General features: G+C 68.5%; 15 protein-coding genes and 1 riboswitch. Of the genes, 11 read left to right on the top strand and 4 right to left on the bottom strand.

The genetic code is table 11. The annotated features are described in order from the left end of the window. Positions 1-2 precede the first annotated feature (2 nt). Positions 3-611 carry a cob(I)yrinic acid a,c-diamide adenosyltransferase gene (cobO, locus tag QX121_RS30070; RefSeq protein WP_315777605.1) on the bottom strand — a complete coding sequence of 203 codons (609 nt, stop codon included), beginning with the start codon at positions 609-611 and terminating at the stop codon, positions 3-5. 16 nt (positions 612-627) lie between these two features. Beyond that, positions 628-1164, bottom strand: a complete 537-nt coding sequence (cobU, locus tag QX121_RS30065) for a bifunctional adenosylcobinamide kinase/adenosylcobinamide-phosphate guanylyltransferase (RefSeq protein ID WP_315777606.1) — start codon at positions 1162-1164, stop codon at positions 628-630. 35 nt (positions 1165-1199) lie between these two features. After that, positions 1200-1393: riboswitch (cobalamin riboswitch) on the top strand. A gap of 118 nt (positions 1394-1511) precedes the next feature. Here cobU and QX121_RS30060 point away from each other — a divergent pair. The 8 genes from QX121_RS30060 to cobJ are packed head-to-tail and all read left to right on the top strand — an operon-like array spanning position 1512 to position 10447. Then, a complete protein-coding gene (locus tag QX121_RS30060; protein WP_315777607.1) occupies positions 1512-2144 on the top strand; it encodes a HupE/UreJ family protein in 633 nt (210 codons plus the stop codon). Positions 2145-2147: 3 nt separating this feature from the next. After that, a complete protein-coding gene (locus tag QX121_RS30055; RefSeq protein WP_315813748.1) occupies positions 2148-2543 on the top strand; it encodes a DUF1636 domain-containing protein in 396 nt (131 codons plus the stop codon). 19 nt (positions 2544-2562) lie between these two features. Further along, on the top strand, positions 2563-3600 hold the full coding sequence (gene cobW / locus QX121_RS30050) for a cobalamin biosynthesis protein CobW (protein ID WP_315777609.1): 1038 nt from the start codon (positions 2563-2565) through the stop codon (positions 3598-3600). A gap of 9 nt (positions 3601-3609) precedes the next feature. Continuing rightward, positions 3610-7032 carry a cobaltochelatase subunit CobN gene (gene cobN / locus QX121_RS30045; protein WP_315777610.1) on the top strand — a complete coding sequence of 1141 codons (3423 nt, stop codon included), beginning with the start codon at positions 3610-3612 and terminating at the stop codon, positions 7030-7032. Further along, on the top strand, positions 7029-8303 hold the full coding sequence (gene cobG / locus QX121_RS30040; RefSeq protein ID WP_315777611.1) for a precorrin-3B synthase: 1275 nt from the start codon (positions 7029-7031) through the stop codon (positions 8301-8303). The genes cobN and cobG overlap by 4 nt, the downstream gene beginning before the upstream one ends. Next, entirely contained in the window at positions 8296-8928 is a 633-nt protein-coding gene (locus QX121_RS30035; RefSeq protein WP_315777612.1) for a precorrin-8X methylmutase, read from the top strand. The genes cobG and QX121_RS30035 overlap by 8 nt, the downstream gene beginning before the upstream one ends. Further along, positions 8925-9683: a precorrin-2 C(20)-methyltransferase gene (locus tag QX121_RS30030; protein ID WP_315777613.1), complete on the top strand. Its 759-nt coding sequence runs from the start codon at positions 8925-8927 to the stop codon at positions 9681-9683. The genes QX121_RS30035 and QX121_RS30030 overlap by 4 nt, the downstream gene beginning before the upstream one ends. Further along, entirely contained in the window at positions 9680-10447 is a 768-nt protein-coding gene (cobJ, locus tag QX121_RS30025) for a precorrin-3B C(17)-methyltransferase (protein WP_315777614.1), read from the top strand. The genes QX121_RS30030 and cobJ overlap by 4 nt, the downstream gene beginning before the upstream one ends. Here the strand turns inward: cobJ and QX121_RS30020 are convergent. Beyond that, entirely contained in the window at positions 10411-11184 is a 774-nt protein-coding gene (locus tag QX121_RS30020; protein ID WP_315777615.1) for a cobalt-precorrin-6A reductase, read from the bottom strand. The two genes, cobJ and QX121_RS30020, sit on opposite strands and share 37 nt — an antisense overlap. Positions 11185-11198: 14 nt before the next feature. Between QX121_RS30020 and cbiE the strand changes: the two genes are divergently transcribed. Genes cbiE through cobM form a run of 3 tightly spaced genes read left to right on the top strand, consistent with a single transcriptional unit; the run spans position 11199 to position 13593 of the window. Then, positions 11199-12434: a precorrin-6y C5,15-methyltransferase (decarboxylating) subunit CbiE gene (gene cbiE / locus QX121_RS30015; protein ID WP_315777616.1), complete on the top strand. Its 1236-nt coding sequence runs from the start codon at positions 11199-11201 to the stop codon at positions 12432-12434. Next, positions 12431-12835 carry a cobalamin biosynthesis protein gene (locus QX121_RS30010; protein WP_315813747.1) on the top strand — a complete coding sequence of 135 codons (405 nt, stop codon included), beginning with the start codon at positions 12431-12433 and terminating at the stop codon, positions 12833-12835. Before cbiE ends, QX121_RS30010 begins: the two co-directional genes overlap by 4 nt. Then, complete coding sequence (cobM, locus tag QX121_RS30005) at positions 12832-13593, top strand: precorrin-4 C(11)-methyltransferase (protein WP_315813746.1); 762 nt, start codon at positions 12832-12834, stop codon at positions 13591-13593. The genes QX121_RS30010 and cobM overlap by 4 nt, the downstream gene beginning before the upstream one ends. Here cobM and QX121_RS30000 read toward each other — a convergent pair. After that, entirely contained in the window at positions 13563-14693 is a 1131-nt protein-coding gene (locus tag QX121_RS30000) for a cobalt-precorrin-5B (C(1))-methyltransferase (RefSeq protein ID WP_315813745.1), read from the bottom strand. The two genes, cobM and QX121_RS30000, sit on opposite strands and share 31 nt — an antisense overlap. Positions 14694-14739 lie beyond the last annotated feature (46 nt).

Raw genomic sequence — 14739 nt, 5'->3', positions numbered from 1 at the left:
GCTCAGTACTCGATGCCTTCCTGCGCCTTCACGCCGGCTGCGAAGTGATGCTTCACGAGGTTCATCTCGGTGACGAGATCGGCGGCCTCGATCAGCTCCGGCTTGGCGTTGCGCCCGGTGACCACCACGTGCAGATCGGGACGGCGCGCGGCGAGCGTGGCGACGATATCTGCGATATCAAGGTGATCATAGCGCAGCGCGATGTTGAGCTCGTCGAGAACGAGCAGCCGGATCGAAGGATCCGCCAGCAATTCCCGAGCCTTCGTCCAGGCGCGCTCGGCCGCGGCGACGTCGCGCGCGCGATCTTGCGTCTCCCACGTAAAGCCTTCGCCGAGCGTGTGCCACGACACCTGGTCGCCGAACCGCTCGATCGCCTTGCGCTCGCCGGTTTCCCACGCGCCCTTGCCGAACTGCACGACGCCGATGCGAAAACCGCGGCCGAGTGCGCGCAGCATCAGGCCCCAGGCCGCCGTCGATTTGCCCTTGCCCTTGCCGGTGTGAACGATCAGCAGGCCCTTCTCGACGGTCTTGGAGGCGACCTCGGCATCCTGCACCGCCTTGCGGTTCTCCATCTTCGCCTTGTGGCGTGAATCGTCGGCGCTTTCGGTCATCGGCATGTCCTTCCCGTTACTTCAATGTCAGCGGCAGGCCGGCCGCCATCAGGATCACGCGATCCGCGACGGCCGCGACGTTCTGGTTCAGCCGTCCCTGCGCATCACGGAAGGCGCGGGCAAGCGCATTGTCCGGCACGATGCCGAGTCCGACTTCGTTGGACACGGCCACGATCGGGCCACGCGCGTTCCTGAGCGCGTCGATCAACTCGGCTGATCTTGCCGCCACGTTCATGTCGGCGAGCATCACATTGCTGAGCCACAGCGTCAGGCAATCGATCAGCATCGGCGCGCTCGAATTTGCCCGTGCACGGACCAGGCCTGCAAGATCATGCGAGGTCTCCAACGTCTGCCATCCCTCGGTGCGGCGCGCTTTGTGCTGCGCGATTCGGTCCTTCATCTCATCGTCGAACGCCTGCGCGGTCGCAACATAGGTCCAAGGTGCGGGAAGGGCGGTCACGAGCGCCTCGGCATGACGGCTCTTGCCGGAACGCGCGCCACCGAGCACCAGGGTGAGGCGCGGCAGGGCGGGATGCGGGCGGGCGGGGACCATGGGGGACGATTCCGATTGACGGGCTTTGGCGCGACCCGTATCTAACAGATGACGGTTCTCCGAAAGGAGAGATTTAGGGAACACGGTGCGGGTTCTTGACCCAAGGCCGTGGCTGCCCCCGCAACTGTAATCGGCGAGTGTGAGGCCAAAGCACCACTGGGAAACCGGGAAGGTGGCTTCATGCGGTGACCCGAGAGCCAGGAGACCTGCCGTCGACATTGCTGTTGGCCGACCCGTCGCGCGGGGAGTCGCGATGCTGGTTCTGATCCCGCCGGGATGGGCGGGATGCCGTCGGATGCAGCGCATCGTCCGGTCCTCTGGGGAGCCGGCAAGCGACGGAGACGGCCATGAAGTTGACCCGTACCACGACCTTTGCAGCCGCGAGCCTGGTGCTGCTCGCCGCCGATCCCGCCTTCGCGCATCACATGATGGATGGCAAACTGCCGCAGACGTTTGCGCAGGGCCTGCTGTCCGGCCTCGGCCATCCTGTGATCGGAATCGACCATCTGGCCGCCATCGTCGGTGCGGGCATCGTTGCAGCGCTTCTGGGCCGCGGCTTCGCGCCGGTGCTCGCCTTCACCACCGCGATGATTGCGGGCGTCGGCCTTCATGTGGCCAAGGCCAACATCCCGGCTGCCGAGCTGCTGGTCGGCCTGACCACCGTCGTGGTCGGTCTGGTGGTGGTGATGCGTGGCGGTTTCGGTGTGCTGCCCGTCGCCGGCCTGTTCGCCGTGACCGGCCTCGTCCACGGCTATGCGCTGGGTGAATCGATCGTCGGGGCAGAGAACACCCCGCTCGGGGCCTATCTCGCCGGTCTGCTCGTGATCCAGACCCTCATCGCCGCCGGCGCGTTCCTCGGCACCGGGCTGCTGTCGGCGAAAGCCAAGGCGGCTGCGCCGCTAGCGCTGCGGCTCGCGGGCGCCGCCATCGTGCTGGTGGGCGGCGTCGCCGCGGCGACCGCAGCCGGCGTGATCGGCTGATTGATGTCCGCATCGGAGATTGGTGAGACGACGCTGTTCGTCTGTGTCACCTGCCGCACGCAGGTGACGGAAGCTGCGCCGCCTGATCAGCCGCGGGCCGGAGCCCGTCTGCTCGCCGCGATCGAGACGTTGACGACCGCGCAGCGCGCCGGTGTCGCCGTGGTCGGCGTCGAGTGCCTGTCCAACTGCAATCGTGCGTGCACGGTTGCAGTGACGGCGCCGGGCAAATGGACCTACGTGCTCGGCGCGCTCGATCCGGATCTGCATGTTCAGGATGTGCTGACATTCGCGCAGCTGCATCAGCGCCATGACGCCGGCCTGCCGGCCTGGCGCGAGCGTCCCGAATACATCCGCAAGAACACCGTTGCGCGCGTTCCCGCGCTGTCAGCACCACGCTGAAACGAGAGATCGTATCGCCATGACGAAGTCGTTCGCCAAGACGCCTTGCACCATCGTCACCGGCTTCCTCGGCGCCGGCAAGACCACGCTGGTGCGCAACCTGATCGAGACCGCGAATGGCCGCCGGCTCGCCATCATCGTCAACGAGTTCGGCGATGTCGGCATCGACGGCGACATCCTGAAAGGCTGCGGCGTGCCGGACTGTCCGGAGGATCGCATCGTCGAGCTGTCGAACGGCTGCCTGTGCTGCACCGTTGCCGATGATTTCGTGCCGGCGCTCAGGAGCCTGCTGGATCAGAAGGAGCCGCCTGAGCATATCGTGATCGAGACCTCGGGGCTGGCGCTGCCGAAGCCGCTGGTGCAGGCCTTCAACTGGCCGGAGATCGCGACGCGCGTGACCGTCGACGGTGTGGTGGCGGTCGTCGATGGTCCGGCGGTGGTCGCCGGCCGCTTCGCCGACGATCCCGACGCGCTCGCTGCGCAGCGCGCCAGTGATGCTTCGCTCGATCACGACAACCCGCTGGAGGAGGTTTACGAGGACCAGCTGCTGTGCGCCGATCTCGTCGTGATGAACAAGAGCGATCTGATGAGCGAGGAGCAGCGCAAGGATGTCGCGGCCGAGATCGCCGCGAAGGTGCAGCGTGCCGTCAAGGTGATCGCGACGGAGCACGGTAGGCTGTCGGCTTCAATTCTGCTCGGGCTCGGTGCCGCGGCGGAGGACGATCTCGCGGCCCGGCCGTCGCATCACGACAACGAGGCCGAGCACGACCACGACGATTTCGAGAGTTTCGTGCTCGACGTCCCGGCGCAGGCCTCGCCCGATGCGCTCGTCGACCGCATCGCGGCCGCCGTCGACGCGCATGACGTACTGCGCGTGAAGGGGTTCGTGGAAGTCGCCGGCAAGCCGCTGCGCCTCCTGGTGCAGGCCGTCGGCAACCGCATCCAGCATCAGTTCGAGCGCCCGTGGCGATCGGGCGAATCGCGGCAGGGGCGGCTGGTGATCATCGGCGAGCGCGGCCTCGATGCCGCCGCCATCCAGAGCCTGATCACAGGATAGGCGGGACCGATGCACCTGCTGGCGACAACGGGCGCGGATCTCGACGACCTCGAACAGGCCGTGGATCTTGCACAGTCGCCGGCCGAAATCGTCGTGCTGTCGTTCTCGGATAGCGACTTGTCGGCATTGGCCGAGGCCTGGACCGCGTCGTCGGATGAGCTGCCGAGCCTGCGCCTCGCGAGCCTGAAACGGCTGAAGCATCCGATGTCGGTCGATCTCTATGTCGACCGCGTCGTGCTGGGCGCGCGCGCCGTCGTCGTGCGCTGTCTCGGCGGGCTCGACTATTGGCGCTACGGGCTGGAGCGCATCGCATCGGTCTGCCGCAGCCGCCACATCCTGTTCGCGGCACTGCCGGGTGATGATCGCGCCGACGACAGGCTTGCTGCGCTCTCGACCTTGCCGCAGGACGCGACCTCGCGTCTCTACGGCTATCTGCACGAGGGTGGCGTCGGCAATGCGCGCGAGGCCCTGCGCTATCTCGCGACGCTGCTCGGGCGCGACGTGCAGTTTGCCGAACCGATCGCGATCGGTTCGATCGTCGGCTTCAGGCCCGATCGCGGAGCCGTCGGCATCGATGATCTCTGCGGCCACGATGATGCGCGGACGTGCGCGCTGATCGTGTTCTACCGTGCGGGCCTGCTCGCTGCCGATACGGCCGGGATTGCTGCGCTGATGCGGGCGCTCGAAGGTGAAGGGCTGGCGGCAGTCGCGGTCGCGGTGACCAGCCTGAAGGATCCCAATATCGGGGATGCACTGGCGCGACTCGTCCAGCGCCGGCGTCCTGCGATCATTTTGAACGCCACCGCGTTCTCGGCGCTGCGCGACGACGGCACCACGGTGCTCGACGTGGCTGATGCACCAGTTCTGCAAATCATCCAGGCGCAGAGCACCGAAGAGGCCTGGGCCTCGTCGGCGCGCGGACTGTCGCCGACGGATCTGGCCATGAATGTCGTTCTGCCGGAGCTCGACGGCCGACTGTTGGCGCGCCCGATTGCGTTCAAGGGTGAAACGCCGGCGGATGAGCGTCTGCAGTTCGGCACGATGCGCTATGTGCCCCGACACGACCGCATCGCTTACGTCGCCCGGCTCGCGGCGCGATGGGCGCGGCTGCGGGCGCTGCCGGCAAGCGAGCGGCGCGTGGCGCTGCTGCTCTCCGATTATCCGGCGCGCGGCGGGCGCCGCGGCTACGCTGTCGGTCTCGACACCAGCGAAAGCGCAGCCGCCATTGCGCGGCTGTTGGCGGAGGCGGGGTACGATATCGGCCGCGCAGCGCCGACCGCCGAAGATGTTGACGCGCTGCTGCGGGACGAGGCAGATGAGCTCGTCGTGCCGCTCGCGGCCTATCGGTGTGCTCTGGCGCTGTTGCCGGATGAGCTGCAGCGTGCGCTACATGACATCTGGGGAGAGGCGGAAGCGGACCCGGCGGTTCGAGATGGCGCCTTCCGTTTTCCGGTGCTGCGTGCGGGAAAATTCTGGGTCCTGTTGCAGCCGGATCGTGGCAATCGCGCCGATCGCAAGTCCGGCTACCATGACACGAGCGTGCCTCCGCGGCACGCCTATGTCGCGCTCTATGCGCATCTGCGTGAGACCGAGCGGATCGATGCGCTGATTCATCTCGGTGCGCATGGCACGCTGGAATGGCTGCCTGGCAAGGCACTGGCGCTCTCAAATGCGTGCTGGCCGGAGGCCGTGCTGGGCCCGCTGCCGGTGATCTATCCCTTCATCGTCAACAATCCCGGCGAAGCGATGCAGGCCAAGCGGCGATTGTCGGCACTGACGCTCGGGCATCTGACGCCGCCGCTGTCGCAGGCCGGTCTGCACGGACCCTTGCTGGAGCTGGAGGGGCTGGTCGAGGAATATGCCGAGGCGGATGGCCTCGACAAGCGCCGGCTCGGACTCCTAGAGGACGAGATTGTCGCGCGGGCTTGGCAGAGCGGCCTGGCCGCCGATTGCGGGCTCGACCGCGCAATGACCGGACGCGAGGCGATCGCACAGCTCGATGCGCAGCTCTGTGACATCAAGGAGCTCGCGGTGCGCGACCGCCTGCATGTGTTTGGGGAGGCGCCCGACACGGCGGCGACCGGCCTGCTTGCGGATGCGATCACGGCGGCCATGGGGCCGGCGGCCGCGACGGTCGATCGCGCCGACATCGCCGCACGGATCGCCGCGAGCGCTGCAGCCGAACGCAGCGCGTTGCTCGCGGCACTCGACGGTCGCCGCGTCGCTGCCGGTCCCGCCGGCGCGCCGAGCCGCGGCCGGCTCGACGTGCTGCCCACGGGGCGCAATCTCACCGCGATCGACCCGCGTGCGATCCCGACCCGGACCGCCGCTGTGGTCGGCGTACGCGCGGCTGACGAGGTGATCCGGCGCTATTTGCAGGATCATGGTGACTACCCGCGCGCGCTCATGCTCGATCTCTGGGCGTCCGCATCGCTGCGCACGGGCGGTGACGATCTGGCCCAGGCCTTGGCTTATCTGGGCGTGCGGCCGCGCTGGGACCTCAACTCCAATCGTGTCACCGGCGTCGACGTACTGCCGTTGGCGATGCTCGACCGCCCGCGCATCGATGCGACGCTGCGGATCTCGGGGCTGTTTCGCGACCTGTTCGAAGCGCAGATCGCGCTGTTCGATCTCGCCGTGCAAAAGGTGGCCGCGCTTGACGAGGACGATGCCGACAATCCGCTGGCCGCGGCACGGCGGCGCGGCGAGAGCCTCGCGCGCGTGTTCGGCGGGGCGCCTGGCAGCTACGGTGCCGTTGCCGCCGACCTTGCGCTCGGAATGGGCTGGACGAGCCGGTCGCAGCTCGGCGAGGCGTATCTCGAGAGCGCCGCTTATAGCTTTGGCGGGACGCATGACGGCGCGTCTGCTTCCGACACGTTCCGCGCCCGCGTCCGCAGCGCCGACGCCCTCGTGCATCCGCAGGACGATCGTGAGCGCGACCTGCTCGATGGCGAGGAGGTCGCCGACTTTGCCGGAGGCTTTGCGGCGGCCGCGGCGTCGCTCGGCGCGTCGCCCGCGCTGCTGCATCTCGACACCAGCCGTCCGGAGGCGCCGGCGGCGCGGACATTCGGCGAGGAGATCGCCCGCGTGGTGCGCGGCCGTCTCACCAATCCGCGCTGGATTGCGGGAATGCTCGCGCATGGCTATCGCGGCGTCGCCGAGATCGCGCAGGGCGTCGACGCGCTCTACGCCTTTGCCGCCACCTCTGACGCCGTCGCCGAGCACCTGTTCGATCTGGCGCATGGGGCGCTGCTGCGCGACGAGGCCGTGTTGGACAACATGGTCGCGCGCAATCCGGCGGCGGTCGCCGCGATCGTCTCGCGATTTGAGGATGCGCTACGCCGGCAGCTATGGGTGCCACGCCGGAATGCGGTCGCCGATGAGCTTGCGCATGCCCGCACGCGCCTGACGCAAGCGGAGAGCGCGTCATGACCGCCTCGGTCGAGATCAAGGGCTGGTGCCCGGGCGCGCGGCGTCCGATGCCGAGCGGCGACGGGCTCATCGTTCGCGTCCGGCCGCATGGCGGCGCGTTGCTGGTGTCGGCGCTGCGTGAGCTTGCCGAGGCTGCTCGGCACTACGGCAACGGCCAGATCGACCTCACGCGCCGCGCCAATCTGCAAATACGTGGCGTATCGTCCGAGATGCTCGCGCCGCTGTGGGAGCTGATGGCATCGCTCGGCCTGCTCGATGACAGCGCCGAGCTCGAGGCCATCCGCAACATCGTCGTCAACCCGCTGGCGGGACTCGACCCGGCCGAATGGGTCGACATGCGCCCCGTCGCCGCCGAGCTGGAGACGCTGCTGGCCTCGGATCAGGCGCTCCATGCGCTGCCGCCCAAGTTCGGCTTTGCGCTGGACGGCGGCGGCAGGCTGCCGCTGACCGGGCTCGCCGCGGATGTTCGTCTCGTCGGCTGTAGCGGTCCTGAAGCCCGGCGTGTCGCCGTTGGCATCGCCGGTTCTGTTGAGGCCGTGTGGCTGGGAACGACAGCCGATGCCGATGCGGCGTCGACGGCTGTGCGGCTCGCGCGGCTGGTGCTGCAACACAGCCCGACGCGGCGCTCCGCAGATATGCCGCCGCACGCGCGCGCCGCCGTCGGCGCCGAACTGGGCCTTGATCTCTCCAACGTCATCGCGACGCCATCAGCCGCGAAATCGCAACGACGTTGCGGCATCATTGCCCTGACGGATCAAACCTGCGCCGTCGGTCTCGGCGTGCCATTCGGCCGCATCGATAGCGGCACGCTGGCGCGGCTTGCGGCCATGCTCGCGGCACACGATGTCGCCGAGGTCCGCCTGTCTCCATGGCGCGCGCTGTATGTCGCCGCGGGCGCCGTGACCGCGGAGCAACTGGTGGCGGATGCAGCCCGGCTCGGCCTGGTTGTCGACGATACCGATCCACTGATGCGCATCGACGCCTGCTCGGGCGTCGGCTGCTGTCCGTCGACGGGACTGGCGACGCGACAGCATGCCCGCGTGCTCGCGGATGCGATGGCCCGGACCGGATTCAACGGCACGCTGCACGTCTCCGGCTGCGCCAAGGGCTGCGCACGCTCGGCAGCCGCGGACGTCGTGCTGGTCGGCGAGGGTGAAGGTTATCACATCGTCCGCAACGGCACGGTGAAGAGCGAATCCTGCGGCATGCTCGATCCCACTGAGACCGACGTCGACGGGCTGTTCGAAACGAAAGAAAAGGCCCATGTCTGAGCTGCGCGACTACATCAAGGACGGGGCGGAGATCTATCGCCGTTCGTTCGCGACCATCCGCGCCGAGGCCGATCTGTCGCGCTTCCACGGACTGGAAGAGAAGATCGCCGTGCGCATCATCCATGCCTGCGGCATGGTCGAGATCACCTCCGACATCGCCATGTCCGAACACTTCGCCGCCGAAGCGCGGGCGGCGCTCGATCGTGGCGCGCCAATCCTGTGCGATGCCAAGATGGTGGCGCAGGGGATCACGCGGGCGCGGTTGCCGGCGAAAAACGAGATCATCTGCACGCTCGATGCTCCGGAGGTGCCGGCGCTCGCCGCGCAGCTCGGGACGACCCGATCCGCGGCGGCGCTGGAGCTGTGGCGGCCGCATCTCGGCGGCGCGCTGGTGGCGATCGGCAACGCGCCGACGTCGCTGTTTCATCTGCTCGACATGCTCGATCAGGGCGCGCCACGGCCGGCTGCGGTGATCGGAACGGCCGTTGGGTTCGTCGGAGCCCGGGAATCCAAGGAGGCGCTCGCGGCCGACGGCCGTGTGCCGTATCTGATCGTGAAGGGTCGGAAGGGCGGCAGCGCCATGGCGGTCGCGGCGGTGAATGCCATCGCGAGTGATGTCGAATGAGCCTGCTGGACACCATCGCGGGCTCGGCAAATCCGGGCACGCTCTACGGCATCGGCGTTGGTCCGGGCGACGTTCGTTATCTGACCTTGCGCGCCGCCGGCCTGGTCCGGTCCGTCGATGTGGTGGCGTTCTTTGCCAAGCGCGGCATGGAAGGCAACGCGCGACGGATCGTCGCGCCGTTGATGGAATCGGGCCGGCACGAGCTGCGGCTCGAATATCCGGTCACGGAGGAATTGCCCGTTGCCGACCTGTCCTATCAGTCCCAGATCGCCGACTTCTACCGACGTGCGTCGGACAGCATCACCGCGCATCTGGCGGCGGGGCGATCGGTCGGTCTGCTGTCCGAAGGCGACCCGTTCTTCTACGGCTCGTTCATGCATATGTGGCGGCGGCTCGAGCGCGATCATCCGGTCGAGGTCGTCCCGGGCGTCACCGGCATGTCCGGCTGCTGGACCAAGGCCAATGTTCCGATCACCTGGGGCGACGACGTCCTCTCCGTTTTGCCGGGCACGCTGGGCGAGGACGTCCTGCATGACCGGCTGACGCGTTGTGAGGCCGCTGTCATCATGAAGGTCGGGCGCAACCTCACCAAGGTGAAGCGCGCGATCATCAGCGCCGGCTTGCTCGATCGTGCGCTCTATGTCGAGCGCGGCACGATGGAAGCGCAGCGTGTCGCGCCCCTGGCCGAGGTGGAGCTGGAGCGCGGCCCCTATTTCTCGATGATCCTGATCCCCGGACAGGGGCGGCGGCTATGACGGGCACGCTGACCATTGTCGGCGTCGGCCCGGGGCGAGCCGAACTGATCACGCCGGCCGCCTCGGCCGCCATCGCTCGCGCGACCGATCTGATCGGTTATGGACCGTATCTCGACAGAGTGACCACGACGAGTCCGGGCCAGATCCGGCACGCCAGCGACAATCGCGTCGAGCTCGACCGCGCCCGCCACGCACTCGGGCTCGCAAGCGACGGCAAGCAGGTCGCGGTGGTGTCGGGCGGTGATCCCGGCGTCTTCGCGATGGCCGCAGCGGTGTTCGAAGCGGTCGAGGCGGGACCGGCGGCCTGGCGCGACCTCGACATCCGTGTCGAGCCTGGTGTCACGGCCATGCTGGCAGCCGCGGCTGAGGTCGGGGCGCCGCTCGGTGGCGACTTCTGTGCGATCTCGCTGTCTGACAATCTCAAGAGCTGGACGACCATCCGCCGCCGCCTGGAGGCGGCCGCTGCAGCCGATTTCGTCATCGCGCTCTATAATCCGCTGTCCAAGGCGCGCCCGCATCAGCTGGGGGAGGCGTTCGCGCTGCTGCGGCGGATCAAGCCGGCTTCGACCATCGTCATCCTGGTGCGGGCCGCGGGCAGTGGTGATGTCAGACAGATCATCACCACGCTGGGCGAGGTGGATCCCGACAAGGCGGACATGCGCACGCTCGTGCTGATCGGATCGACGGCCACGCGCCTGATCGCGCGCGGGGGCAAGCCGCCCTTCGTCTATACGCTGCGTCGTGAAGTCGAGGGCGGCGCATGAGCGAGCTGCGCCTCCAGCCACAGCAACGCGGCCCGCGCGCCGTCCAGCGCGACGCCATGCGGCTTCTCGGGGCGGGTGATCATCACCACCGGAATCGCGAGCCGTCGCGCGGCTGCGATCTTCGGATAGGTCGCGGCTCCACCGGAGTTCTTCGACACCACGAAGGCGATGCGCTCCTGGATCAGAAAGGCTTCCTCTGTCGGCTCGTCGAACGGCCCCCGATCGTGGACGAAGCGAATGTCGGGCGGCAGCAGGACGTCACCAGGCGGGTCGATGGTTCGGGCGACATAGCGATGCTGCGGGGCTGCCCCGAAGGCTGCGAGCTCCAGGCGACCAAGACTGAGGAACACAGGCGCCGGATCCGCTCCGAGCGCCGAAGCCGCGTCGTCGGCACTGTCGACCTCGATCCAGCGATCGCCGGCCTGGCGTTGCCACGCCGCGCGCCGGATCGACGCCAGCGGCACCGACAGCGCATGACAGGCTGCGACGGCATGGCGCGAGATCTGGTCGGCGTAGGGATGCGTTGCATCGACGACGGCGTCGATCGCATGATCCCGCAGCCAGGCTTCCAGTCCGGCGATGCCGCCGAAGCCGCCGATGCGCGTCGGCAGCGGCTGCGGTTTGGGCGAAGCGGTGCGGCCGGCGAGCGAGAGTGTCGCCGTGAACCGGTCGTCGCCGGCGAGCAGCCGCGCCAGCTCCGAAGCCTCGGTCGTCCCGCCGAGAATGAGGATACGCATGCGGGGAAGCGTCCATGGTGAACTCGGCCGCAACTTGCAACGCGCAGCGCTGGCTGTCCATCGTCGGGATCGGCGAGGACGGCGTTGACGGCCTCTCGACGCCTGCGCGACGTCTCATTGCGCAGGCGGCCCTCGTGGTCGGCGGCGCCCGTCACATCGAGCTTGCAGCGCCGCTGATTGCGGGCGAACGGCTGGCCTGGCCCAGCCCGCTGAAGCTCGCGTTCGATCAGATCGCGGCGCGACGAGGAGAGCCCGTCGTGGTTCTCGCAAGCGGGGATCCTTTCAACTACGGCGTCGGCAAGCAGCTCATGCAGCGTTTCGCGTCCGCCGAGATGCTATGCGTCCCGCAGCCCTCGGCCTTCAGCCTCGCGGCGGCGCGGCTCGGCTGGCCGCTGCAGGACGTGGCGCAGGTGACGTTGCACGGCCGCGCGCTCGAAGGGATCATCCGCCATCTTGCGCCGGGGGCGCGCATTCTGGCGCTGGCCTGGGATGGATCCACCGCCCCAAGGCTCGCCGCGCTGCTGACCTCACGCCGCATGGGACGCTCGCGCCTGACGGTGCTGGAAGCGATCGGCGGCGCGCACGAACGGGTGCGCAGCGCGCTGGCGGACGCGTTCGATCTTTCCGATATCCATCCGTTGACCACGATCGCGATCGAGGTTGATGCCGAGGTTGATGCGCCCGTGATCCCGCTGACCACCGGTCTTGCCGATGATCTGTTCGAGCATGACGGCCAGCTGACCAAGCGCGAGGTCCGCGCCGTGACGTTGTCGGCCCTGGCGCCACGTCCGGGCGAACTGCTGTGGGACGTCGGGCTGGGGTCGGGCTCGGTGGCAATCGAGTGGCTGCTGCGTCACGGCTCGTTGCGCGCGTTCGGGATCGAGGCGCGGCAGGACCGGGCCGACCGGGCGATGCGCAACGCGCTGGCGCTCGGCGCTCCCGAGCTGAAGCTGGTGATGGGGCGCGCGCCGGCGGTGTTGGCGGATCTTGAGACGCCGGATGCGGTCTTCATCGGCGGCGGCATTTCGGAAGCGGGGGTGTTCGAAGCCGTCTGGTCACGGCTGAGGTCCGGCGGCCGCCTCGTCGCCAACGTGGTGTCGCTCGAAGGCGAGGCGCGGCTGATCGAGCTGTTCGGCAAGCATGGCGGTGAACTGGTCCGCATCGCCGTTTCGCGGATCGAACCGGTCGGTCGCATGCATGGCTGGCGGCAGGCCATGCCGATCACGCAGTGGCGGGTGACGAAGCCATGATCGCGCTCGGGATTGGCTGCCGCCGTGCCGCCAGCGTCGCAGACATCGAGGCGGTGATTGCACATGCGCTCTCGCTTGCGCGCCTCGCACCCGCGGACGTGGCGGTGCTCGCCACTGCGGCCGACAAGGTCAGTGAGCCTGGCGTGATCTGCGCCGCGCAGCGGCTTGGCCGTCCGCTCGTCGCCATCGCCTCTGCTGACATGGCGGCTGTTGCCGATCGCGCGATCACGCGAAGCGATCGCGTCAGGCGCTTGAAGGGTGTACCTTCCGTGGCCGAGACGGCCGCGCTGGCTGCCGCCGGCGCGAATGCCCGGCTGATCCTCGCGCGCGTCGCAAACGCCGCGGCGACCTGCGCGCTGGCGGAGGGCGAGGCTGTCACCGATGCGGAGCCTGCGCCATGACGGTGCACTTCATCGGCGCCGGTCCCGGTGCCGCCGACCTGATCACCTTGCGTGGTCGCGACCTGATCGCGCGCTGCCCGGTGTGTCTCTATGCGGGCTCGCTGGTTCCTCAGGCGCTGCTCGATCATTGTCCGCCCGGTGCGCGTATCGTTGATACGGCACCGATGTCGCTCGACGAGATCGTGGCCGAGATCGAGCGTGCCACGCTCGCGGGCGAAGATGTGGCGCGGCTGCATTCCGGCGATCTCTCGATCTGGAGCGCGCTCGGCGAACAGCTGCGGCGCCTCGACGCGTTGAGGATACCCTACACGATCACACCCGGCGTGCCGTCGTTCGCGGCGGCGGCGGCCGCGCTCGGTCGCGAGCTGACCTTACCGGGACTCGCACAATCGGTGGTGCTCACGCGTACCTCCGGCCGCGCTTCGGCCATGCCGGAGACGGAACAGCTCTCGCTGTTCGCGCAGTCGCGCGCCACGCTCGCCATCCATCTCTCGATCCATGTTCTGGAAAAGGTGGTTGAGGAGCTGCGGCCGCACTACGGCGACGACTGTCCGGTGGCGATCGTCTATCGCGCGAGCTGGCCGGATCAGTTGATCCTGACCGGCACGCTGGCGACGATCGTCGGGCAGATCACGACTTCCGCCGTGGAGCGGACCGCGCTGATCCTGGTGGGCCGCGCGCTCGCAGCTGAGGATTTTCGCAATAGCGCGCTGTACGATGCCGATTATCAGCGACGCTTTCGCGGGAGGGGGGAATGAGCCGGCCCGTAACTCTGTCCGACCAGCCGGCCATCGCGGTCGAACACGGCGACATCGAGCGCAATGTCGTTGTCGCCCAGCGCACGCCGCGCCGTCTGCCAGGCGGCGTGCGCGACGACCTCGCCGGCCGGAAATCTGAGCCGCTCGGCCTCTTGAAGCACCTGCAACGCGGTGTTGGCGGTGCGTGCGGTCGTGACCAACGCGTCCGGCGCGCCGGCGTCATGCAACGTGTTCGCGAGCCAGCCGAGATCGACTTCGCCGGCGCGCGAATGCAGGTCGAGCAGGCCCTGGCCGAGCTTGGTCATCTTGGCGAAGCCGCCGGCCACGGTAATGCGGGCCACCGGATGCCGGCGCAGATATTTCAGCATGCCGCCGGCGAAATCGCCCATGTCGATCAGCGCCGTCTCCGGCAGGCCGTGGAGCTGCTGCACGGCCTTCTCCGATGTGCTTCCCGTCGCGCCGGCGATGTGCGGCAGGCCGGCGGCGCGCGCGACGTCGATGCCGCGATAAATGGAGTGGATCCAGGCGGCACAGCTGAACGGCACGACGATTCCCGTGGTGCCGAGGATCGACAGGCCGCCAACGATGCCGAGGCGCGGGTTCAGCGTCTTCCTGGCGAGCTCCTCGCCGCCAGGAATGGAGATCTCGATGATGACGTCGCCCGTCGCGCCGAGCGCTGCGGCGGCTTCGCCGATCGCCGCCGCGATCATCTCCCGCGGCACCGGATTGATCGCAGGTTCTCCCGGCGGCAGCGGCAACCCCGGGCGCGTCACGGTGCCGACGCCCGGACCTGCGCGGAACGTCACGCCGGAGTTGTCTGCACCGCGCCGCAAAGTCGCTTTGACGAGCGCACCGTGCGTGACGTCAGGATCGTCGCCGGCGTCCTTGATGACGCCGGCGGTTGCCTTCGCGCCGTCGGCCTCGTGCATCGCGACCGCAAAGCCGACACGACGTCCGCCGGGCAGGGCGATCTCGACCATGGCAGGACAGTTGCCCGTGATCAGCAGCTCGTAGGCGGCGCGCGCCGCGGCCGTGGCGCAGCTGCCGGTCGTCCAGCCACGCTTCAGCGGTCGGTTCGGCGGATCCGCGGTTTCCATCATGTCCGTTCGCATAGCACGTTTTGCCATGCCTCGGCGGCGTTGCGGC

Origin of the sequence: Bradyrhizobium sp. SZCCHNR2028 (assembly GCF_032380995.1) — a bacterium.
Lineage (GTDB): Bacteria > Pseudomonadota > Alphaproteobacteria > Rhizobiales > Xanthobacteraceae > Bradyrhizobium.
Note: the sequence above shows the minus strand (reverse complement) of the source record. Positions and strands in the feature narration are given on the sequence as shown.